This is a genomic window from Mycobacterium sp. Root265 (genome assembly GCF_001428895.1).
Lineage (GTDB): Bacteria > Actinomycetota > Actinomycetes > Mycobacteriales > Mycobacteriaceae > Mycobacterium.
This window is the reverse complement of record NZ_LMJA01000028.1, coordinates 1-22037: the sequence shown is the minus strand read 5'-3', so window position 1 is coordinate 22037 and position 22037 is coordinate 1. Positions and strand designations below refer to the sequence as shown.

Below are 22037 nucleotides of genomic sequence, written 5' to 3'. Positions count from 1 at the left end.
TCTTGGCCAGCCGGATCAGGTGACCCCGCTCACAGGGTCGAGCTTCAGCTTACGGTGACAACCGGCGGGCCGCTGGGACTTCCCTGCGCGTCGGATTCCTCGGCGATCCGCATCGCCTCTTCGATCAGCGTCTCGACGATCATCGCCTCCGGCACCGTCTTGATCACTTCGCCCTTGACGAAGATCTGGCCCTTGCCGTTACCCGAGGCCACCCCGAGATCGGCCTCGCGCGCCTCTCCGGGTCCGTTGACCACGCAGCCCATCACCGCGACACGCAACGGGATCTCCATGCCCTCCAGGCCCGCCGACACCTCGTTGGCCAGCTTGTACACGTCCACCTGGGCCCGCCCACACGACGGGCAGGACACGATCTCCAGCCCGCGGGGACGCAGGTTCAGCGACTCCAGGATCTGGTTGCCGACCTTGATCTCCTCGATCGGCGGCGCGGACAGCGACACCCGGATGGTGTCGCCGATGCCCTTGGACAGCAGCGCACCGAAGGCCACCGCGGACTTGATGGTGCCCTGGAAGGCCGGCCCGGCCTCGGTGACGCCGAGGTGCAGCGGGTAGTCACACCGCTCCGCCAGCTGCTCGTAGGCGGCCACCATGATGACGGGGTCGTTGTGCTTGACGCTGATCTTGATGTCGCCGAAGCCGTGCTCCTCGAACAGCGAGGCCTCCCACAGCGCCGACTCGACCAGCGCCTCCGGGGTGGCCTTGCCGTACTTCTTCATCAGCCGGGGATCGAGCGAACCGGCGTTCACCCCGATACGGATCGGGATATTGGCTGCCGCAGCCGCTTTCGCGACCTCCTTGACCCGGCCGTCGAACTCCTTGATGTTGCCCGGGTTCACCCGGACCGCGGCGCAGCCCGCGTCGATGGCGGCGAAGATGTATTTGGGCTGGAAATGGATGTCGGCGATGACCGGGATGTTGGCCTTCTTCGCGATCGCCGGCAGCGCGTCGGCATCCTCCTGCCGGGGGCACGCGACGCGGACGATGTCGCAGCCCGATGCGGTCAGTTCCGCGATCTGCTGCAGCGTCGCGTTGATGTCGTGCGTCTTGGTGGTGCACATCGACTGCACCGCGATCGGGTACTCGCTGCCGACGCCGACATCCTTGACCATCAGCTGACGGGTCTTGCGGCGCGGGGCCAGCGTGGGCGGTGGCGGGGCTGGCATGCCCAGACCGATGGACGTCATATGGATCGTCTCCTACTGGCTGTGCAGAGCTACTGGAAGAGTCGGATGGGATTGACCAGGTCCGCAGTCACGGTCAACAGCATGTAGCCGACCACGAACACCAGCACGACATAGGTGGCGGGCATCAGCTTGAGATAGTTGACCGGCGCCGCGGCGACTTTGCCGCGAGCCGCTCGAATCATATTGCGGATCTTCTCGAAGACGGCGATCGCGATGTGACCGCCGTCGAACGGCAGCAGCGGGATCAGGTTGATGGCGCCGAGGACGAAGTTCAGCTGCGCGAGGAAGAACCAGAACGCCACCCACAGACCGTGGTCGACGGTGTCGCCGCCGATGATGGAGGCACCGACCACCGAGATCGGCGTCTCGGGATCGCGTTCGCCGCCGCCGATGGCGTCCACCAGGGCGCCGATCTTGGTCGGGATCTTGGCCAGCGCCTTGCCGAGTTCGACGGCGAGGTCGCCGGTGAACGCGAAGGTGGCCGGGATCGCCGACAGCGGGTTGTAGTGCGTGGGGCCCGGCGGCAGCGCGGCGCTGACGCCGATGGCACCGACGGTGTCGGGGGTCTCGGCCTCGGTCGAGGTGAAGCGCTGGGTCTGCGCGACGTCGACGACGGTATACAGGCGCTGCCCGTCGCGTTCATAGACCACCTGTACGGGGCCGTCGAGCTGACGGATGGCGGCCGCCATATCGGCGAACGTCGCCACATCGGTGTCACCGACCTTGACGATGGTGTCACCGCCTTGGATGCCGGCCAGCGCGGCAGGCCCCGGTCCCGGCTGCGGGCAGGGACCGTAGGGATCTTCCCCGCCCTTGGCGACCTGCGGTGCCACACAAGCGGTTTCACCGACGATCGCGGTGGTCGGCGGATGCAGGTTGGGCAGGCCCCAGATGATGGCGATGGAGTAGATGAGGACCAGCCCGATGATGAAGTTCATCGCCGGTCCGGCGAACAGCACCGCGACGCGCTTCCACACCTTCTGCTTGTACATCGCGTGCGGGCGGTCCTCGGGGGCCATCTCCTCCACCGAGGTCATGCCCGCGATATCGCAGAAGCCGCCCAGCGGCACTGCCTTCACGCCGTACTCGGTGCTGCCGAGCCTGTTGGGCCGGTGCGTCGACCACAACGTGGGCCCGAAGCCCACGAAGTAGCGGCGCACCTTCATTCCGGTGGCCCTGGCCACCCACATGTGGCCGCATTCGTGCAGAGCCACCGACACCAGGATGGCCAGCGCGAACGCCACGATGCCGAACGCGAACATCATCGGCTTGCTACTACCTCCCGGTTTACCGCACTCCGGGCCCGGTCGCGGGCCCAGTCCTGCGCATCAAGTATCTCTTCCACGGTAGCGGGTTCGGCCGCCCACTGATCTGCGGCGTGCAGCACATCGGCCACGGTCCGCACGATCGCGGGGAATTTGAGGCGCCCCGACAGGAACGCCTCGGCGGCCTCCTCGTTGGCGGCGTTGTAGACGGCGGTCAGGCTCCCACCCCGCCGCCCGGCCTCCCGGGCCAGGTTCACCGCCGGGAACACCGCATCGTCCAGCGGCTCGAACGTCCAGGTCGACGCGGTCGTCCAGTCACACGCCGTGGCGGCGCCGGGCACCCGCTCCGGCCAGCCCAGCGCCAGCGCGATGGGCAGCCGCATATCGGGCGGGCTGGCCTGGGCGATGGTCGAACCGTCGGTGAAGGTCACCATGGAATGCACGATGGACTGCGGGTGCACCACCACGTCGATGCGGTCGTAGTCGATCCCGAACAGCAGGTGCGTCTCGATGAGCTCCAGGCCCTTGTTCACCATCGACGCCGAGTTCAAGGTGTTCATCGGGCCCATCGACCAGGTCGGATGCGCGCCGGCCTGTTCGGGGGTGACGGCCTCCAGGTCCGCGGCGGCCCAGCCCCGGAACGGCCCGCCCGAGGCGGTCAGCACCAGCCGGTCCACCTCATCGGCGCCCCCCGATCGCAGACATTGCGCCAGCGCGGAATGCTCGGAATCCACCGGCACGATCTGACCGGGCGCGGCGGCCTTGAGCACCAGCGGCCCGCCCGCGACCAGTGACTCCTTGTTCGCCAGCGCCAGCCGGGCTCCGCTGTGCAGCGCGGCCAGCGTCGGTTTGAGCCCGAGCGCGCCGACCAGTGCGTTGAGCACCACGTCGGCCTCGGTCTCCTCGACGATCCGGGTGGCCGCCTGCTCCCCGACATACGGCACGTCGCCGAGCTGATCGGCGGCCCGCGGATCGGCGACGGCGATGTTGGTCACCCCGGTCTGCGCGCGCTGCGCGGCGAGCACCTCGGGGTTGGCACCGCCGGCGGCCAGCCCGACGAGTTCGAAGCGGTCCGGGTTGGCGGCGATGACCTCGAGCGCCTGGGTACCGATGGATCCCGTGCTGCCCAGGATCAGGACGCGACAGCGTGCGGTGGAAGAAGTCACCGGTTCATTGTGCCCCTGATGTGAAGTCCGACCCATCCGGACGCCCCGGTGCGCCGAATGACTGATGTACGGCGACACGGGCCCGGCACCGGCCGGCCCGCCAACAAGGAAGTTGAGCCCTATGACTCTCACACCCCATCGGATCGCCATCGCCGGAGTTGCCGCGGTGGCAGCTCTCGGGTTGTCCGCGTGTTCGGGCGGAAGTTCGTCCACCGAAAGCAGTGCCAGTGAGGCCAGCTCGTCGGTCTCCTCCATGACGTCGTCGATGGCGCCGGAGACCACAAGCTCCGCCGCAGCCGCGCCCGCCGGTGCGTTGATCGGCACCGGATGCGCCGCCTACGCCGAGCAGGTGCCGACCGGCCCCGGTTCGGTCACGGGCATGGCCGCAGATCCGGTCACCGTCGCCGCGTCGAACAACCCGATGCTCAAGACCCTGACGCAGGCCCTTTCCGGCCAGCTGAACCCCAATGTCAACCTGGTCGACACGCTCAACGGCGGCGAGTTCACCGTCTTCGCCCCGACCGACGATGCGTTCGCCAAGATCGACCCCGCCACGCTGGAGACCCTGAAGACCGACTCGGACCTGCTGACGTCGATCCTCACCTACCACGTGGTGCCGGGCCAGGCGAGCCCCGAACAGGTCGCCGGTGACCACAAGACCGTGCAGGGCGAGACCGTCACCGTCACCGGTGCCGGTGACGACCTCAAGGTCGGCGACGCCGGCCTGGTGTGCGGTGGCGTGAAGACCGCCAACGCCACCGTCTACATGATCGACACGGTGTTGATGCCCCCGGCAGCCTGAGCCGCGCTGCCCGGGTGACCGATGAGCCGGCGAGGCAGCCTTTTCCCCCGACCTGGCTGCCTCGCCCCATCGGAACCGTTCCCACCAACCAGAAGCCAAGACGATCACACGAAGGATCAACTCGATGAATTTCTCGATGAACACCCAGAAGATCGCCGGCGTCGCATGTGCCGCGGCAGCGGCCTCCGGCCTGCTGTTCGCCTCCACCGGTGTGGCGAACGCCGAACTCGTCGGCCCCGGCTGTGCCGCTTACGCTGCGCAGAACCCGGAGGGCCCGGCCTCGGTGACCGGCATGGCCATGGATCCGGTCGCCGTCGCGGCGTCCAACAACCCGATGCTCAAGACCCTGACGCAGGCCCTTTCCGGTCAGCTGAACCCGAACGTCAACCTGGTCGACACGCTCAACAGCGCGCCGTCGCTGACGGTGTTCGCGCCCACCGATGAGGCGTTCGCGAAGATCGATCCGGCCACCATCGACAAGCTCAAGACCGATTCGGCGCTGCTGACCAGCATCCTGACCTATCACGTGGTCGAAGGTCAGGCCAGCCCCGAGCAGGTCGTCGGCGTGCACAAGACCATGCAGGGCGCCGATGTGACCGTCACCAACGCGGCCATGGGAATGATGCCCGCCGACCTCAAGGTCAACGACGCCTCCGTGGCGTGCGGTGGCGTGCAGACCGCCAACGCGACCGTCTACCTCGTCGACACGGTGCTGATGCCCCCGATGTGATCCACACTCACCGATATCAGCCCGGCCGTTCCCACGGCCGGGCTGATTCGGTACGTGGCCATCCAAAAGTGTTGTGGTGACGAATAACTCATATGACGACTCTGATCGCGATCGGCTTTCTCGGCGGTCTCATCACCGGGATCTCGCCGTGCATCCTGCCGGTGCTGCCGGTGATCTTCTTCTCCGGCACCCCGGCCGGGACCACCGCAGCCGCAGGGTCGGGCGCGGTGGCCACCGCGCCGGCGTTGTCGTCGAGACTGCGGCCCTATCTCGTGATCGCGGGCCTGGTGCTGAGCTTCAGTCTGGTCACCCTGGCCGGGTCGGCCCTGTTGTCGCTGCTGCACCTGCCCCAGGACACCATCCGCTGGGTGGCCCTGATCGCACTGGTGGCGATCGGCCTGGGGCTGATCTTCCCGCAGTTCGAAGCCCTGCTGGAGAAGCCGTTTGCCCGGTTGCCGCAGAAGCAGTTCGGTTCCGGTAGCAGTGGTTTCGTCCTCGGGCTGACATTGGGTGTGCTGTACGTGCCGTGTGCGGGTCCGGTGCTGGCCGCGATCGTCGTCGCCGGTGCCACCGGCACCATCGGCGCCGACATCATCGCCCTCACCCTCGCCTTCGCGGTCGGTGCCGCACTGCCCTTGCTGTTCTTCGCACTGGCCGGCCGGCGGGTGACCGAACGGGTCGCCGCGTTCCGCCGTCGGCAGCGCGAAATCCGCGTCGTGGCAGGCATCGTCACCATCCTGCTGGCCGTCGCGCTGGTGTTCAATCTGCCCGCCGTGCTGCAGCGCGCGATCCCCGACTACACCGGCGCCCTGCAGGAGCAGGTGGGCGGTGAGGACCAGTTGCGCGAGAAGCTCAACCTCGGCGGCCTGGTCAACGACCAGAACGCCGAGCTCTCGAACTGCACCAACGGTGCCCCCGAGCTGGAAAGCTGCGGCACCGCACCGGATATCAAGGGCATCACCACGTGGCTCAACACCCCCGGCGGTGCGCCGGTCGACCTGAAGTCCTTGCGCGGCAAGGTCGTGCTGATCGACTTCTGGGCGTACTCGTGCATCAACTGCCAGCGCGCGACACCGCATCTGGTCGACTGGTATGACGCCTACCGGGAGCGCGGTTTCGAGGTGATCGGCGTGCACACCCCCGAGTACGCCTTCGAGAAGGAGCAGGCCAACGTCGTCAGCGGCGCCGAGGACCTCGGCATCACCTATCCGGTCGCGATGGACAACGCGTTCTCGACGTGGACCAACTACCGCAACCGATACTGGCCTGCGCACTACCTCATCGACAAACAGGGCGTCGTGCGGCACATCAAGTTCGGCGAAGGTGACTACGCCAACACCGAAAAGCTGATCCGCCAACTCCTTTCGGATGGAGATGACCGCACGCTGCCCGCCGCCACCGAGCGCTCCGACACCACCCCGACCGCACCCACCACCCCGGAGACGTATTTCAGTGTCGGCAAGGTGGTGAACTACGGCGGGACCGGCGTCTACGACGAGGGCACCCACACCTTCGACTTCCCTGCCCAGTTGGCCGAGGACCGCTTCGCGCTGCGCGGGCCATGGGCGCTGGACTACCAGGGTGTCACCGCGCAGTCCGACGGCGCCGCGATCACGCTGAACTACCACGCACGCAACGTCTATCTCGTGGTCGGCGGCACCGGCACCGTGCGCATCACCCGCGACGGCGTCAGCACCGAACTGGCCGTCAGCGGCCCGCCCAACATGCGCCAGATCGTCGCCGACGACACCGACGGCGCGGGCACCCTTGAGGTGTCGTTGAGCAAGGGCCTGCAGGCGTATTCGTTCACCTACGGCTGAGTCACCGGAAGCGGCTGATGACCTTCTCGGCGAACCGCAGTGTGGCGCCGCGCTGATCCTCGGCGGCGTGTCCCGCAGCCCATGGGGCAACCATGACGGCGGTGATGCCGGCCTCCTCGGCCCGCTGATACAGCTCCACCGACGGCGGATCCAGCAGCGCGAGCAGCACCTCGAACGGCTCGTCGGCGCGCCCGTACTCGCGGCGCAGCCCGGTCAGCCGGTCGACATGGCGCACCGCCTCCTCCAGCACGTACGCGGTGCCGATCCAGCCGTCGCACAGCCGGGCGGCCCGGCGCAGCGCCGCCTCGGACTCACCACCGCACAGGATCGGGACCGGTGCGGGCGGATGAGGCTCCAGCATCAATTCCGGAACCCGATAGTGCTCGCCGCTCCAGGACACCCACCCGCCCTGCCACAGTGCCCGAAGCGCCGGGATCATCTCGTCGAGCCGCTTGCCGCGGGTCGAAAAGTCCTGCCCCATCAGCTCGTATTCCTCACGCATCCAGCCCACCCCGACACCCAGGGACACCCGGCCCTCGGACACCTCGGCGGCCGTCGCCACCACCTTGGCGACCTCGAGCAGCGGCCGCGAGGGCGCCACGTAGACGGCGTTGGAGAAGCGCAACCGTGTCGTCAGGGCCGCCATCGCACCGATCATCACCCAGGAGTCCGGCCACGCGGTCTCGGGAGCCCAGCCCGGCTTCCCGCTGTCGGAGGGATACCGCGACGTCAGCTCGCGCGGGTAGATCATGTGGTCCGCACAGATCACGCCGTCGAACTCGGCCTCGTCGAGAATCTGCGCGAGTGTCAGCGCCTGACGGGTGGGCATGAACGGTGTCCCACTCCAGAACTGCACGTCAGTTTGCTCCCGGCGAGATGCCGGCCGCACGCTTGCCGAGCAGCGAATGCCGCTTGCCGTAGCACAGATAGACCACCACCCCGAGCGCCATCCAGGCGATGAACCGCAACCAGGTCAGGCCGGTGAGGTTCAGCATCAGCCACAGGCACGCCACGATCGAGGCGATCGGCAGCAGCGGCACCCACGGCACCCGGAACCCGCGCTTGAGGTCGGGCCGGGTGCGCCGCAGCACGATCACGCCGGCCGAGACGAGCACGAAGGCGAACAGCGTGCCCACGTTGACCATCTCCTCCAGCTTGCCGACCGGGAACACCGACGCCGCAATGGCGATCAGCACCGCGACCAGCACGGTGATGCGCACCGGTGTGCCGTGCTCACCGGTACGTGCCAGCGGGCGCGGCAACAGCCCGTCCCGCGACATCGCGAACAGCACCCGCGACAGGCCCAGCATCAGCACCATCACGACCGTGGTGAGTCCGGCCAGCGCGCCGATGGAGATCACCTTGGCGGCCCAGCCAACCCCGTTGAGTTCGAACGCGGTCGCCAGGTTCGGGTGTCCCTCACCGGCCTCCCGCAGTTCCAGATACGGGGCCATGCCCGCCAGGACGACCGCGACCGCCACGTAGAGCACCGTGACGATGGCCAGCGAAGCCAGGATGCCCTTGGCGACATCGCGCTGCGGGTCCTTGGTCTCCTCGGCGGTGGTGGCCACCACGTCGAAGCCGATGAACGCGAAGAACACGATCGACGCGCCGGCCAGCAGACCGTAGACGCCGTAGTGGCTGCCGGCCGCGCCGGTCAGCAGCGAGAACACCGACTGGTCCAGCCCCGAACCGGCCGCGTCGGTGCCGGTCTCGGCGGGCGGGATGAAGGGGTCGTAATTGGCCATCTTGATGTAGAAGGCCCCGACGATGACGACCAGCAGCACCACCGCCACCTTGATCGCGGTGATGACCAGACTGAAGCGCGAGGACAGCTTGGTGCCCATCGCCAGCAGGACCGCCACCGCCGCGACGATCAGCAGCGCGCCCCAGTCGAAGTTCAGCGGCCCGATCTGGGCGATACCGCCGGAGAACCCGAACACGGTGCCCAGATAGCTCGACCATCCCTTGGCGACCACGGCGGCACCGATCGCGAACTCCAGGATCAGGTCCCACCCGATGATCCAGGCGACGAACTCACCGAAGGTGGCGTAGGAGAACGTATAGGCGCTGCCCGCCACCGGGACGGTGGAGGCGAACTCGGCGTAGCAGAGTGCGGCCAGGCCGCAGGTCACCGCGGCGAGCAGGAACGACACCGAGATCGCCGGGCCGGTGATGTTGGCGGCGGTCGAGGCGGTGACCGTGAAGATGCCCGCACCGACGACGACCGACACCCCGAACACGGTGAGGTCCCACCACGTCAGGTCTTTGCGGAGCCGGGTTCCCGGCTCGTCGGTATCGGCGATCGACTGTTCGACCGATTTCCTGCGCCAACTGGTTATCACGCTCGCAAGGTACCCACTGACGGCCCGCCCTCATGCCCCATCGGGCGATATCGCCGCGGTATGTCAGAATGGCCGCAAGTATTTCCGGGCATTCGCGTGAGGAGTAACCGTGGGCAAGACCGAGGTCGAGCGCTACAACGGCGTCGACGTGGAAGACGTGCCGTCGGCGAAGTGGGGCTGGTCCACCGAGAACCCGCGCGTCCTGCACATCATCGGCATCTTCGTCGCCCTCTTCCTGGTGACCATGACCCACGGCAATCACGTCGGGCATGTCGAGGACATCTTCCTGATCTTCTTCGCGGTGATCATTCTGGGCATCGTGGCGCGGGACTGGATCGCGCGCAGCCGGGGCTGGTACCGCTAGCCCGTCAGACGTCGAAGCGCCCCGGAACCTCAGGTTCCGGGGCGCTTCTTTTTGGTTCGTTGCGCCCGCTAGCGGACGGCAGTGAGATCCGGTCCGTCCGCGGGGTACCAGAGCGCGCAGCTGTGGAACTGCTCGATGGCCGCCACCGTGGTGGTGACCCCGGCCGCGGACAGTGCGTGGGTCTTGAAGGCCCGCGCGGCGGGGCTGAGCCGGTACTGGGTGCGATCGACGCGGTAGCCGACATCAGCTGTCGCACAGTCGCCCCACATGGTCACCTCGGCGGTGCCGCGCTTGAGAGCGCCGGTGACATGACGGCGCAGTCCCTGATCGGATTCGAACAGCCGCGCGGGCACGGCCAGCGCGGCGGGCTCGGCGGGCAGATCCCTGGCGTCACGTCCGGCGCTGTAGGCACGCACGCCGAGGATCTCCAACGGCCGCACATCGCAGGACGCCGGGACGACGACGCTGACCTTCCAGCCGGCGCGGACCCGGTCGTAGAGCCAGCCACCGGCTCCGGCGACCACGTCGGTCGCGCCGGTGGCCACCACCGTCAGGTCATAGGACAGCAGGGTGGTCGCCGATGCGCGCACCCCCACACCGCGGCGCTCGGCGAACAGATGACGCTCGTCGCGCCGAATCGAGTTGGCTTTCACTCTGGGGCGTCTCCTTCAACAATCCGGAACGGGGCGGAGTCGGCAGGGCCGTGCCATCAGCGTGACATTTATTCGTCAATCTGTAAAGCTCTCGACATGACGCTCTACGCCGGACGCGGCCCGCTCAGCCGTGATCCCGCCGGCTGGTTCTTTCCGGCGATCCCCGAGGATGTGGTGTTCATCGAACCCCACCCGCGGCGGGTGCAGGCGGTGCTCGACGGACACACGGTGATCGACACCGAGACCGCCCTGCTGGTGCACCGCCGCGACCACCCGCTCAGCTATGCCTTCCCCGTCGCCGAGATCGACGGACTGCTCACCGAAGCGGTACCGGAGAAGCCGGGATACGTGCGGGTGCCCTGGGATGCCGTGGACAGCTGGATCGAGGAGGGGCGCACCCTGGTGCACTACCCGCCGAATCCGTACCACCGGGTGGACTGCCTGCCCACGCAACGGGGTCTGCGGGTGAGCGTCGGCGGCACCGTGCTGGTGGACACCGTGGATACCGTGATCGTGTACGAGACCTCGCTGGCGCCACGGCTGTACGTCGATCCGGCCGCCGTGCGCACCGATCTGCTGCGCCGCAGCGAGACCACCAGCTACTGCAACTACAAGGGGCACGCGACGTACTGGTCGGCGGTCGTCGGCGAGCAGGTTGTCGAGGACGTGGCGTGGAGCTATGCCGAGACTCTGCCGGAATCGGTTGCCATCACCGGGTTTCTGAGCTTCGACGACACCCGTACCGATATCCTCGCCGAGCTGCCGACCGGCCACACCTGAGTTTTCACCACACGAGGAAGGCACCCTGTTGGGCATCGTCACCACCAGTTCGGAAACCGCGTTCACCCAATCCGCGGAGGCGATCTACGATTTCGTCACCAACCCGGTCAACTGGGCCAAGACCTACCCGGGCGGGCCGCGTATCACCGGCGTACGGGAGACGTTGCCGCTGCAGGTGGGTGACACCTGGCAGGAGGCCCACCCCACCGAGGACAGGGTGTTCACCTGGCAGCTGGCGATCGCCACCAGACCGCGGATGTGGGTGTTCAGTTCGGTGGGCCGCCTCGGCGCCGACTATGACGGCGCCGGCGGATTCGAGGGCCGGATGACCATCGAATATCACTTCAGCCAACCCGATCCGAGAGTCACGCTGTTCAAGCGCACCATGACCATCGAGGCCTATCGCGATGCGCCGATGGGGGACGGTTTCTTCCGGATCGTCAACCCGTCGCACATCGACGCCTATCACGCCGCGGTGGCCCGCGAGCTCGACGCGCTCAGCTGAGCGCCAGGGCGCGGCGCAGTGCCGCGCCCTGCAGGTCGAACAGCTGTCTGCTGAGCTCCCACTCCGGGACCAGGGAGTCGAACCCGTGGCAGGTGCCCGGGACGACATGCAGCTCGGTCGGCACGCCCGCCCACATGAGCCGCAGCGCGTAGTCGACGGCCTCATCGCGCAACGGATCGAGCTCCGAGCAGCTGAGGAAGGCCGGTGCCAGACCGGTCAGGTCGGCGGCCCGGGCCGGCACCGCACCGGCCGGCGGTGGCTCTCCGGCCAGGTAGTACCGCCACATCAATTCCGTTGCCGGGCCGTCGAATCCGGGCGTGCAGTCGAACTCCTGCTTGGACGGGGTGGCGCCGTTGTCGAGCACCGGTTGGTGCAGCAGCTGGAAACGGATCGGCGGAGCGGACCCGTCGGCGGCGCACTGGGCCAGCCCGGCGGCCAGCGCTCCCCCGGCGCTGCTGCCCGCGACCGCCAGCCGATCGGCGGCAATACCCCAGTCGGGGGCGCAGTCGGCAGTCCAGTGCAGCACCGCCAGCGCGTCGTCGATCCCTGCCGGATAGGGGTGTTCCGGGGCCAGCCGGTAGTCCACCGAGATCACCGTGACGGCGGCGCGGCGGGCCAGTTCGACGCACTGCCGGTGGTCGGTGTCCAGATTGCCGAGCACGAAGGCACCGCTGTGGCAGTACACCAGCGCGCCGCCGGTGCCGCCGCGGTAGATGCGGACCCGCACCTCTTCGAAGGCCACCGCGTCCTCGATAACCACACCGGCGGTGTCGAGTTGGGCGGCACCCTCGGCGCGGCGCTGATTCAGGAAGTCGCGCACCGAGGGCAGTAGTTCCGGGGACAGGTCGGTGCGGGCCGCGACCAGGTGCCGCAGCGCCGGATCGAGGCGGTCGGTGATGTCCATCCCGGTCAACCGATCCGCAAAATCTGGCCGCCGTCGATCACCAGCTCCGACCCGGTGATGAAGGAGGCGTTGGCGGACACCAGGAACGCCACCGCGTCGGCCACCTCGGCCGGGGTGCCCAGCCGGCCCGCAGTGGAGGTCTCGGCCAGCCGGGTCTGGGTGCGTTCGTCGAGCATGGGGGTGGCGATGGGTCCGGGGAACACCGCGTTGACCCGGATGCCCGCCGGCGCGAGTTCCACCGCGACGGCCTGGGTCAGTCCTCTCAGCGCCCACTTCGACGAGCCGTAAGCGGTGTGGTTCGGGAACGGCCGGATGGCGCTGGTGCTGCAGGTGTTGACGATCGAGGCGCCCTCGGCTTCGGTCAGATGCGGCAGCGCGGCCCGGATGCCGAGGAACGGGCCCAGACAATTGACCCGCCAGCTGTGTTCGAACCCGGCGGCGGTCTCGTCGGCGATGGCGGCGCGGTGCAGCACGCCGGCGTTGTTCACCAGCGCGCTCAGCGCACCGAAGCGTTCGACGGTCGCGGCCACCGCGGAGCTCCAGTGTGCCTCGGAGGTGACGTCGAGTTCGAGAGCGAGGACAGCGTCACCGTACTGTGCTGTGCTGCTGTGTAATTCGTCGCGCAGCAGATCGCAGGCGGCCACCCGGAACCCGTCGGCGTGCAGGCGTGCGACGATCGCGGCCCCCTGCCCCCGGGCGGCTCCGGTCACCAGCGCCACCGGTTGCGTTGTCACTGCAGGTATCCGTCCTGTCGGGTCGGTGCGGCGGAGCCGGCGGTCGCCTCGCTCAGATGCGCGGCCGCTCCGCGGCGCAGCGCCTGTGATTCCGATGCCAGCGTGATCATCCGGAAACCGAGCTCCGCCATGGCTTTGCCGGGCTGGCCCGCGCCGGCGTGGATGCCGGTGACCAGTCCGGCTGCGCCGGCGGTGGACTGGATCTGGGCCATCGCCGCGTGCACATCCGGGTGGGTCCAGGCGTCGGCGAGCCGGTGGCCCATGGAGATGGCCAGGTCGGCGGGCCCGACGTAGACGCCGGTCAGTCCCGGCACCGCGCAGATCTCGTCGAGCGCGGCCAGCCCCCGCGCGGTTTCGATCATCACGTAGACGTCGGCGGCGGCCTCCAGCGCGGCGGTGTCCAGTCCGAGGGAGGCCCGTAGCGGCCCGAAGCTGCGCACACCGGACGGCGCGTAGCGGGTGGCGGCCACCGCGGCACCCGCCTGCTCCGGCGTTTCGACCATGGCGATGATCACCGCGTCGGCGCCCGCATCGAGCACCCGGCCGATCGGCGCCGGGTCCGCCGACGGCAACCGCACCGCCGTGGCAATCGGTACATGCTCCAGGCGGCGCAGCAGCAGTGCGACATCGGCGTCATCGAGATAGCCGTGCTGCACATCGAATCCGACGTAGTCGTACCCGGCCTGCGCGAACTCCTCAGGCCCGATGATGGTCGGCCCGACCACCCAGCCGCCCCAGATCTGATCCTTGGCCGCCAGCGCCGCCTGCAACCGGGTGTTCATGCCACGATCGCGATCTTGACCCGTTTCGGGTCGGGTCGGCAGGCCTGCTCGAACGCTGCCTGCGCCTCGTGGGCGCCGAAGGTGTGCGTCAGGTAGGCGGGCAGCAGCTGCGGATGTTGTCTGGCGAACTCGTCGGCGGCGGCCAGTACCCGTCGGCGTTCCAGCGTCACCCCGGATTTGAGGGTCAGGTTGTTGCGCAGCATGGTGCGCATGCTGATCGGGTAGCTGTCGTCATCGGGCACCCCGAAGTAGAACACCGTCGCGCCGAACGCGGCGGCGTCGAGGGCATGGTTCAGGGTGGCCACCTGGTGACCGACCGTCTCCACCACGACATCGAACTTGTCACCGAGGTGGCGGACCCACCGGTCGCTGGTCGCGCGGACCACGTCGTCGACACCGAACACCGGGCCGATCGCCTCGCGGTCGACCGGGTCGACACCGGTGACATGGGCGGCGCCTGCGGCCTTGGCCACATAGGAGAACAGCAGGCCGATGGAGCCCTGACCGATGACCGCGACCCGCTTGCCGGTCAGGTCACCGAGCTGTTCCACGGCGTAGAGCACGCAGGCCAGCGGCTGCAGCCCGATGGCGTGTTGCGGCGTCAGATCCGAGTGGTAGCTGGACAATCCGTCCCCATCGGCCACCACCTGCGCCTGCAGCCCGTCGAACCCGGAAGCCCAGCCGACCACCCGGTCCCCCACCGCGTGCGCCGGATGGGCGCTGGCCAGCACCCCACCGGCGATCTCGTGGATGGGGAAACCGTCCATCTCCGCGGCGCAGCACCCGGTGTCACCGGGCAGCTTGCCCTGCGTGCCGCGGAAGCCGGGCAGATCGCTACCGCAGATGCCGGCTGCCAGGAAGCGCAGCAGCACCTGCCCGTCGGCCAGCTGCGCCGGGTCGGGTTCGGGCAGATCGGTGCGTTCGAACGTGAACGGGGCGACCAGTCGGTAACACCACATCTAGACCTCCACCGGGATGTTATTCCAGCCCCACTGGAAACTCGACGGTGGCCGGGAGGCGGACTCGGTCAGAATGCGGTATTCGGGGACCCGTTTGAACCATTCCTGCATCATGATCGTCACTTCCAGGCGCGCGACGTGCACCCCGAGGCAGAAGTGCTGGCCGTGCCCGAAGGACAGCAGCCGTTCGATGGGCCGGTTCCAGATGAACGCGTCCGGGTCCGGGTACTCGCGTTCGTCACGGGCCGCCGAGGCCATCAACGCGATGATGCGCTGGCCGGGTTGGATGGTTTTTCCGTGAATCTCGTACGGGCGCCGGGCAGTTCGGGCGAACCACTGCGCGGGTGCGGTGTAGCGCAGGATCTCCTCCCGCGCGATGGGCACGTTGCCGTCCAGGTCGGCGCGCACCGCAGCGAGCTGATCTGGGTGTTCGGCGAGTTGCCACAGACCGGTCGCGGTGATCTTGGGGACGGTCTCGGTGCCGCCGATGAAGACCCCCAGCATCTGGGTGGCGGCCTCCGTGTCGCTGAATCCCGAACCGTCCGGCAGCACGAAGTTGATCAGACTGTCGGCGATCGGGACACTGCCGTCGGCGCCTTCCGCGCGGCGGCGCTCGATGATCGGCGTGAGATAGGACAGGAAACCCGGCCGCGCCTTGGCGACCTCGACGCCCTCCCCCTCCTGCGCCAGGCTGCCCGCATTGACGGTGGCGAGCACCTCGGGAGCCAGTTCGACTGGCAGGCCGACGAACTCACATACCATCGCAGCCGCGACATGCCCGCCGTAGTCCTGGGTCAGGTCGAAGGTCCCGCGGGGCAGCAACTCGTCGAGCCGTTCGTTGGCCAGCGTCCGGATCCGGTCGGCGAGCTTGGCCGCCGACCGCGGCCGGAACTGTGACGAGGTGCAGCGCCGCACGTTCTCATACATCGGTGAATCGAAGTTCGCGTGAAACGGCATGGGGTGCAGCGGCGGATCCGCGACCGGGCCGGTGTTGTGTTGCTCCAGCACGGCCGCGGACGGCAACGTCCCCTCCGACGCCACGAAGGTGCCGTCGGSGAGCCGCAGCGCCTCCCAGATATCGGCGAACCGGGACAACGCGTAGGTGTCCCACTTGGGCAGGTAGTACACCGGGTGCTCATCGCGCAGCACCTGGTAGTACGGCAGTGGATCCGCCATCACGGCCGGGTCGAACGGATCGTACGAGAAGTCGGACATCACAGTGGCTTTCACTGCAGTGGGGACGCCGGTAGCGCGGCCAGGATCGAGTCCTCCCAGCCGTCGCGCAGCGCGGGCGCCACCGACATCCAGGTGACGATCTCCGCGGGCGGGGCGTCCTTCCAGGACGGGTAGTGGTTCTCGAAGCAGTCCCACCCGCCGTCCAGCGCCCAGTAGTGGATGACCTCGTTGAACCGGAAGGTGGTGGTGAACGATCCGAGCCAGCGCTTGCCGGTACTCTCCGACCACGGCACGTAGAGGCGTTCCAGTTCCCGGATGTAGTCATCCTGCTTGCCGGGCTTGGTCTGCATGACCTCCTGGATCACCAGTTCGGCGGTGAAGCCCTCCTCCCGCAACTGTGCGAGGTTGCGGTTCTGCGGTGCGGCATACATGATCCGGCCCTCGCCGTGCGCACCGATCCCAGACAGGTAGGCCGCCCATTCGGTGGCGGCGGCGGCGTGGCTGCCGCCGCGGGCCTGCGCCTTACCGATGCGGGCGTAGTCGGCGAACGCGTCGATCTCCCAGATGATGGTGACCTGCGGCCAGTGCCCGTTGTACGGCGTCGTCTCCCAGAGTGCGAACAACCGGGCGCCCAGCTCTTCCATCATGGGGTGGTAGACGCCGGTGAAGCGTTCGCTGAACTCATCGCTGCCGCCGCTGCCCAGCCCGATGGTCTCGTGCAGATACAGCAGTGTGTGGCGGTGGTATTTACGCACCCAGCGAGCGTGACATTTGAGGCGTGTTTTGTAAAGGTGCGGCCGCCGGTTCCGCTATCGTGGCCTCATGACCATCCAGCCGTTGGCCAACGGGTTCTGCTTCGGTGAGGGCGCGCGCTGGTTCGAGGGCCTGGTCTGGTTCTCCGACATGCTCGGCGAGGCCGTGCACACCGTCACGCTGCACGGTGAGATGTCAACCCTGCCGCTGCCCGGCCACGCGCCGTCCGGACTGGGGTTCCGGCCGGACGGTACCTTGCTGATCGCGTCCACCCGGCGGCGCCAGATACTGGGCTACGACGGTGAAACCGTCACGGTGCTGGCCGATCTCGCGAACCTGGTGCCGGCCGACCTCGGCGATATGGTGGTCGACTCCGCAGGCCGGGCGTACATCGGATCGCAGGCCCGCGACGGCGGGGTGATCGTCCGCCTGGACCCCGATGACCGGGTGTCGGTGGTCGCCGAGGATCTCAGCTTTCCCAACGGCATGGTGATCACCCCCGACGGCACCTTCGTGGTGGCCGAATCGACGGCCCGGCTGCTGAGCGCCTTCACCGTCGGCGATGGCGGAGCTTTGCACGACCGGCGGGTGTTCGCCGACGGGTTGGGCGGGCCGCCCGACGGGCTGGCCGTGGACGCCGACGGCGGGGTGTGGGCGGCGATGACCCTGGCGCACACGTTCGAGCGCATCACTCCCGAGGGCGTCACCGACCGTGTCGACATGGATGGGCGGACCGCCATCGCCTGCGCACTGGGCGGACCGGAGGGGCGAACCCTTTTCCTGCTGTCCAGCACCGACGCCTACCCGGAGCGCCTGATCGGCACCAAGTTGTCCCGGCTCGATGCGATCAGCGTCGATGTCCCCGCTCCCTGACCTTTTGGAGAAACGCACGTGTCGGACTGTTACTACGAACTCCTCGACGCCGACGAACCCGTCGGCGAGCGGTTCGCCGCCACCGATCTGGTGCGCAGTACCTGGTCGGCGTCCATTCAGCACGGCGCGCCACCGTCGGCGCTGTTGGTGCGTGCCCTGGAACGCTGCGAACAGCGCGACGACACCCGGCTGAGCCGGGTGCTGATCGACCTGCTGGGGCCGGTGCCTGCCGAGGGCGACCTGTGGGTGCGGGCGCGCCGCGAACGCGCGGGCAAGCAGATCGAACTGATCACCGCTGAGATGCTGGCCCCCGGGCCGGACGGCGCCCCGCGAGCCGTTGCGCGTGCCAGTGGGTGGCGGTTACAGCAGCAGGACACCACCGAGGTCGAGCACGCCCCCGCCCCACCGCTGCGTCCGCTTGCCGAAGCTCGCAGCCGCGACATGGCCAAGGACTGGGATACCAACTACGTGCACAGCATCGACTGGCGTTGGCTGACAGAGCCTTTGGTCGACGGACCCGGGGAATCCTGGCTGAGGCCCACCGTGGACGTGGTCAAGGGCGAAACGATGACGCCGTTGCAGCGACTGTTCGCAGTGGCCGATGACGCGAACGGGATCGGCACCAAGATCGACATCCGGCAATGGACGTTCCTCAACACCGACCTGGTGGTGCACATCCACCGGGTGCCGGAGGGGCCGTGGATCGGCATCCGAGCCGAGACGAACTACGGGCCCGACGGTATCGGCACCACCCTGGGCACTCTGTTCGACGAACAGGGTGCCGTCGGCGCCATCCAGCAGTCGGTGCTGGTGCGGCGCCGGCAGGGTCGCTAGTCGCGGTGGGTCCGGCGGCGTGATCTCCCGCCGGACCCACTGCGTGGGCGGTGTTCTCTGTGTAGTTTTCAAGGTGCCTGGAAAGTCGGTTATGCGGCGGCGGGCAGATCAGTCATGGTGCGTCGTGCGTGGGATCGCAGGTGTGCCGGTTCTGCTCCATCCGTGTCGTGGGGTGGGATGAACCAGGGGTGCCGATCCGGGCCCAAATAGACTTGCCAGCCGCCGTGATGGATGGCGGTGTGGTGCAGTCGGCACAGCAACACGCCGTTGTCGATGCTGGTGGCGCCCCCGCTGCTCCACGGTTGGATGTGGTGGGCATCGCACCACGACACCGGGCGTCCGCAGCCCGGGTGTGCGCAGCCACCATCGCGTACCGCCAAGCCTTTTCGGATCGCGGGTGTGAATAGTCGCTCGCTGCGCCCCACATCCAACGGCGCCCCCGCACCGTCGACAATCAGCGAGGTGATGGTGCTGTCACACGTGATCAAGTCGGCGGTGCTGGCGGTGACCGGTCCGGTGAATCCGAGGGTGTCGACGAATCCTGCTGCGGTGGGCCGGATGAGGGTGACGTGTGGGAGCACGCCCCCGGAGGCTGGGCGTCGTGAGTTGGACAGGTAGGTCCGCATCACCAGACCGAAGGCGTCCGCGCGACGCTTACCGACCGGGCGCGGGTCCGGCGAACCGTCCGGCAGCGGTATCGGCCGGCATAGCGGGTCCAGTGCGGTGAGCAGTTCCTCACCGGTGAACGCGTCAAGGTTCAGGGTGGCAGCGACGCGTCCTTCCTCGGTGACCACCACAGTCATCTCATTGAGGTCAGCGTTCTCGGCGACGGGCACTGCCCCGGCCACCGGCGGTTGCTTCGAAGCTTTGTCGATGGCGATCGCGCGAGCTTTCTCGGCCACCTGCGCGGGCGTCGACTCAATCATCAGCTTGGTGACGACCGCGGCCCGGTCCTCCTCGGACAACGGGACTCGGCTGTTGATGTGGGCGACTCCTTTGCCGACGGCGTCCGCGAACTCGATACCGATCCCACCGAGGCGCTGGNAATGCCGTGAGCAGTTCCTCGCCGGTGAGCGCATCGAGGTCCAGGTTTGCGCTGACCCGCCCTTCGTCGGTGACCACCGCAGTCATCTCATTGAGGTCAGCGTTCTCGGCGACGGGCACTGCCCCGGCCACCGGCGGTTGCTTGGAAGCTTTGTCGATGGCGATCGCGCGAGCTTTCTCGGCCACCTGCGAGGGCGTCGACTGAATCATCAGCTTGGTGACGACCGCGGCCCGGTCCTCCTCGGACAACGGGACTCGGCTGTTGATGTGGGCGACTCCTTTGCCGACGGCGTCCGCGAACTCGATACCGATCCCACCGAGGCGCTGGGCCGCGGTCAACGCCGGCAGCGTGTGCGCCGCGCGCCCCACCCGCGCCGCCCGGTGCGCCGCGCCGGGCGCCACACCACAACTCATGAGCAGATCAGCTCCCGAGCGAAGATGCTTACGTGCCGGGATCCCGAGCCGCTCGGTGGCCGCAACCGCCTGGGCGATCACATGATCCAGAAGATTGCGGACGGTGACCGCGGCCACCAACACCGCCAGCAGGGGCTGCTCATCGAGCACCCGCCGCGGACTATCCAGCAGATCAACCAGCCGGCGATCGGCATCGTCATCGTCATCGGGTGGGGGTGCGGGGGTGAGGTCATCAATGAGCGCGTCGATGAACGTATCGAGATGGGCGGCGTCCATGCCAGATACCCAACCTTTCACGAAAGGTACAGATAGACAGACACTTCGGCCAACTAGGCCACACTTGTTCGACCAGCCCTAAGCGGGCGATCAAACTCCATCGGCGACATACGTCGCAAGCAACGGCTCACCAGATACTGATCGGGAGCACTCTCTCAATTCGAACTTATGTTCGATCATACRCCGMTCTACTGACTCAAACTTCTTGTCATGTTCGTCGGGGTAAGACTGGCGACATGTCAGAAGGAGTGTCAGATGACGAGATCACGGCAGTCGAAAGTATCCTCTCTACTGACTCAAACTTCTTGTCATGTTCGTCGGGGTAAGACTGGCGACATGTCAGAAGGAGTGTCAGATGACGAGATCACGGCAGTCGAAAGTATCGGCTGAGGACAAGGCCCGGATCGTATTGTCGATCCTGGCCGGGGAAATGACCGGAGCAGAGGCCGCGCGTCGGTGCGGAGTGTCGGCGGTGCAGGTGACCAAATGGAAGCATCAGTTTCTGGAGGCCGGATCGGCTCGCATGCAGGAGGTTCCCAGCGGCCCGGCCGGCCGCGCTGGGAGCCCCGAACAACGCCGACTGAAGTTGGAGAACCAGGAACTCAAGCTCGCGTTGGCTGAGGCCACCGTTCAACTGCGGATTTGGCGGCGCGGCGCGGAGATGGCCGACCAGGTCCCTTCCAAGACCTCGAAACCCTAAGAGAAGCAGCCGGTCTGCCGGTTTCGAGGTTCGCCTTCCTAGCCCGTATACCGGAGCGGACCTACCGGCGCCGACTGGCACGTCTGCGCGCCGGTGACCCACCGAAGGGGCCATGGCCGGCCCCGGTCGTCGACCGCATCGAGGACCTGGCCGCCAAGTACGCCCAAGAATGGCCCGCCTGGGGCTACCGCAAAATCGGTGCTTTGATGCGGGCGGACGGCCACGAGGTCACCAACTCCTCGGTCCAACGAGCATTGCGACGCCGTGGCCTGTTGTTGCCGCAAGGCTTCCGCGCTGACCGCAAATCGTGGGCAGCGCTGCGGCGACGGGTTTTTCACGATCCGCCCACCGAACGCAACCGGGTTTGGCAGACCGACTTCTCCGAGTTCGAAACCGCCAACGGCGGAATCTGGCGCATCAGCGCCGTCATTGATTACGTCAGCAAGTACTGCCTGGCCATCACCGTCACCCCGACTTCGCGTGGCCGCGATGCCGTGCGCTGCATTCGGCTTGCCGTCGAGGAGGCGACTCACATATTGAACCTTGCTGACCTGCGCCTCGATCGCGGCGAAATGGACGTCTTCGACGACCAGGACAACATCATCGGACACACCCCGGCCCCTATCGCCATCGTGTCCGACAACGGCCCCTGCTACCGCGGCAAAGACTTCCAGACACTGTTCACCGGCCAAGACCCGCTGCTCCGACATATCCGCACGCGCATCAAAACACCACAGACCAACGGCGTCATCGAGCGATTCTTCGAGACCCTCAAATACGAGCACCTCTTCCGCGGCTATATCGGCGACGGCGACGCCCTCGACATGGAAGCCCACCGCTTCCGCATCATCTACAACACCATCCGACCACACCAAGCCATCCAGGACCACACCCCACAGCAGGCATACCTAAACCCAATTAACCAAAAAAACCTGCCAACTTCTTGACTCAAGACA

General features: G+C 67.5%; 23 protein-coding genes. 10 read left to right on the top strand and 13 right to left on the bottom strand.

Going from position 1 to position 22037, the window contains the following annotated elements:
* Nucleotides 1-44: 44 nt before the first annotated feature.
* From ispG to dxr, 3 genes are read right to left on the bottom strand one after another with little or no spacing between them, the layout of a single operon-like run.
* Complete coding sequence (ispG, locus tag ASE48_RS18675; protein ID WP_057168646.1) at nucleotides 45-1202, bottom strand: flavodoxin-dependent (E)-4-hydroxy-3-methylbut-2-enyl-diphosphate synthase; 1158 nt, start codon at nucleotides 1200-1202, stop codon at nucleotides 45-47.
* 29 nt (nucleotides 1203-1231) lie between these two features.
* Nucleotides 1232-2467: a M50 family metallopeptidase gene (locus ASE48_RS18670; RefSeq protein WP_057168645.1), complete on the bottom strand. Its 1236-nt coding sequence runs from the start codon at nucleotides 2465-2467 to the stop codon at nucleotides 1232-1234.
* Entirely contained in the window at nucleotides 2464-3669 is a 1206-nt protein-coding gene (gene dxr, locus ASE48_RS18665) for a 1-deoxy-D-xylulose-5-phosphate reductoisomerase (RefSeq protein WP_057168644.1), read from the bottom strand. The genes ASE48_RS18670 and dxr overlap by 4 nt, the downstream gene beginning before the upstream one ends.
* A gap of 85 nt (nucleotides 3670-3754) precedes the next feature.
* On the opposite strand from dxr, the gene ASE48_RS18660 reads away from it, so the two are divergent.
* From ASE48_RS18660 to ASE48_RS18650, 3 genes are all read left to right on the top strand, one after another.
* On the top strand, nucleotides 3755-4435 hold the full coding sequence (locus ASE48_RS18660) for a fasciclin domain-containing protein (protein ID WP_057168643.1): 681 nt from the start codon (nucleotides 3755-3757) through the stop codon (nucleotides 4433-4435).
* A gap of 124 nt (nucleotides 4436-4559) precedes the next feature.
* A complete protein-coding gene (locus ASE48_RS18655) occupies nucleotides 4560-5165 on the top strand; it encodes a fasciclin domain-containing protein (protein ID WP_235571324.1) in 606 nt (201 codons plus the stop codon).
* 92 nt (nucleotides 5166-5257) lie between these two features.
* Complete coding sequence (locus ASE48_RS18650; RefSeq protein WP_057168642.1) at nucleotides 5258-6985, top strand: cytochrome c biogenesis protein DipZ; 1728 nt, start codon at nucleotides 5258-5260, stop codon at nucleotides 6983-6985.
* 1 nt (nucleotide 6986) lies between these two features.
* Here ASE48_RS18650 and ASE48_RS18645 read toward each other — a convergent pair whose 3' ends face one another.
* Nucleotides 6987-7841, bottom strand: coding sequence for a TIGR03619 family F420-dependent LLM class oxidoreductase (locus ASE48_RS18645; protein WP_057168641.1), 855 nt, complete (start codon nucleotides 7839-7841; stop codon nucleotides 6987-6989).
* Nucleotide 7842: 1 nt separating this feature from the next.
* Nucleotides 7843-9330 carry an amino acid permease gene (locus tag ASE48_RS18640; protein ID WP_057168640.1) on the bottom strand — a complete coding sequence of 496 codons (1488 nt, stop codon included), beginning with the start codon at nucleotides 9328-9330 and terminating at the stop codon, nucleotides 7843-7845.
* Between the two features lie 109 nt (nucleotides 9331-9439).
* Here ASE48_RS18640 and ASE48_RS18635 point away from each other — a divergent pair, with 109 nt between their 5' ends.
* Nucleotides 9440-9694, top strand: coding sequence for a DUF2631 domain-containing protein (locus ASE48_RS18635; RefSeq protein WP_057168639.1), 255 nt, complete (start codon nucleotides 9440-9442; stop codon nucleotides 9692-9694).
* Nucleotides 9695-9762: 68 nt separating this feature from the next.
* Here ASE48_RS18635 and ASE48_RS18630 read toward each other — a convergent pair whose 3' ends face one another.
* Entirely contained in the window at nucleotides 9763-10347 is a 585-nt protein-coding gene (locus ASE48_RS18630) for a hypothetical protein (protein ID WP_235571322.1), read from the bottom strand.
* A gap of 96 nt (nucleotides 10348-10443) precedes the next feature.
* Here ASE48_RS18630 and ASE48_RS18625 point away from each other — a divergent pair, with 96 nt between their 5' ends.
* Nucleotides 10444-11127, top strand: coding sequence for a DUF427 domain-containing protein (locus ASE48_RS18625; RefSeq protein WP_057168638.1), 684 nt, complete (start codon nucleotides 10444-10446; stop codon nucleotides 11125-11127).
* A 28-nt stretch (nucleotides 11128-11155) separates the two neighbouring features.
* Nucleotides 11156-11632 (top strand): hypothetical protein, encoded by a 477-nt coding sequence (locus ASE48_RS18620; RefSeq protein ID WP_057168637.1) that lies wholly within the window; start codon nucleotides 11156-11158, stop codon nucleotides 11630-11632.
* Here the strand turns inward: ASE48_RS18620 and ASE48_RS18615 are convergent.
* From ASE48_RS18615 to ASE48_RS18590, 6 genes are read right to left on the bottom strand one after another with little or no spacing between them, the layout of a single operon-like run.
* Nucleotides 11625-12536, bottom strand: coding sequence for an alpha/beta hydrolase (locus tag ASE48_RS18615; protein WP_057168636.1), 912 nt, complete (start codon nucleotides 12534-12536; stop codon nucleotides 11625-11627). The genes ASE48_RS18620 and ASE48_RS18615 overlap by 8 nt on opposite strands.
* Nucleotides 12537-12541: 5 nt before the next feature.
* Nucleotides 12542-13270, bottom strand: a complete 729-nt coding sequence (locus ASE48_RS18610) for an SDR family NAD(P)-dependent oxidoreductase (protein ID WP_057168635.1) — start codon at nucleotides 13268-13270, stop codon at nucleotides 12542-12544.
* Nucleotides 13267-14052, bottom strand: a complete 786-nt coding sequence (locus ASE48_RS18605; RefSeq protein ID WP_057168634.1) for an HpcH/HpaI aldolase family protein — start codon at nucleotides 14050-14052, stop codon at nucleotides 13267-13269. The genes ASE48_RS18610 and ASE48_RS18605 overlap by 4 nt, the downstream gene beginning before the upstream one ends.
* Nucleotides 14049-15011, bottom strand: a complete 963-nt coding sequence (locus ASE48_RS18600; protein ID WP_057168633.1) for a zinc-binding dehydrogenase — start codon at nucleotides 15009-15011, stop codon at nucleotides 14049-14051. The genes ASE48_RS18605 and ASE48_RS18600 overlap by 4 nt, the downstream gene beginning before the upstream one ends.
* Nucleotides 15012-16226, bottom strand: coding sequence for a cytochrome P450 (locus tag ASE48_RS18595; protein ID WP_057168984.1), 1215 nt, complete (start codon nucleotides 16224-16226; stop codon nucleotides 15012-15014).
* An 11-nt stretch (nucleotides 16227-16237) separates the two neighbouring features.
* Entirely contained in the window at nucleotides 16238-16942 is a 705-nt protein-coding gene (locus tag ASE48_RS18590; RefSeq protein WP_057168632.1) for a hypothetical protein, read from the bottom strand.
* A 67-nt stretch (nucleotides 16943-17009) separates the two neighbouring features.
* On the opposite strand from ASE48_RS18590, the gene ASE48_RS18585 reads away from it, so the two are divergent.
* Nucleotides 17010-17813: an SMP-30/gluconolactonase/LRE family protein gene (locus ASE48_RS18585; RefSeq protein WP_057168631.1), complete on the top strand. Its 804-nt coding sequence runs from the start codon at nucleotides 17010-17012 to the stop codon at nucleotides 17811-17813.
* Nucleotides 17814-17831: 18 nt separating this feature from the next.
* Nucleotides 17832-18647, top strand: coding sequence for a thioesterase family protein (locus ASE48_RS18580; RefSeq protein ID WP_057168630.1), 816 nt, complete (start codon nucleotides 17832-17834; stop codon nucleotides 18645-18647).
* Nucleotides 18648-18736: 89 nt separating this feature from the next.
* On the opposite strand, the gene ASE48_RS18575 is transcribed toward ASE48_RS18580, so the two are convergent.
* Complete coding sequence (locus tag ASE48_RS18575) at nucleotides 18737-19630, bottom strand: HNH endonuclease signature motif containing protein (RefSeq protein WP_235571386.1); 894 nt, start codon at nucleotides 19628-19630, stop codon at nucleotides 18737-18739.
* A 1106-nt stretch (nucleotides 19631-20736) separates the two neighbouring features.
* On the opposite strand from ASE48_RS18575, the gene ASE48_RS18565 reads away from it, so the two are divergent.
* Together ASE48_RS18565 and ASE48_RS18560 are read left to right on the top strand one after the other, a co-directional pair.
* Nucleotides 20737-21081, top strand: coding sequence for a transposase (locus tag ASE48_RS18565; RefSeq protein WP_057168983.1), 345 nt, complete (start codon nucleotides 20737-20739; stop codon nucleotides 21079-21081).
* A complete protein-coding gene (locus tag ASE48_RS18560; RefSeq protein WP_082614284.1) occupies nucleotides 21024-22028 on the top strand; it encodes an integrase core domain-containing protein in 1005 nt (334 codons plus the stop codon). Before ASE48_RS18565 ends, ASE48_RS18560 begins: the two co-directional genes overlap by 58 nt.
* Nucleotides 22029-22037: the final 9 nt, after the last annotated feature.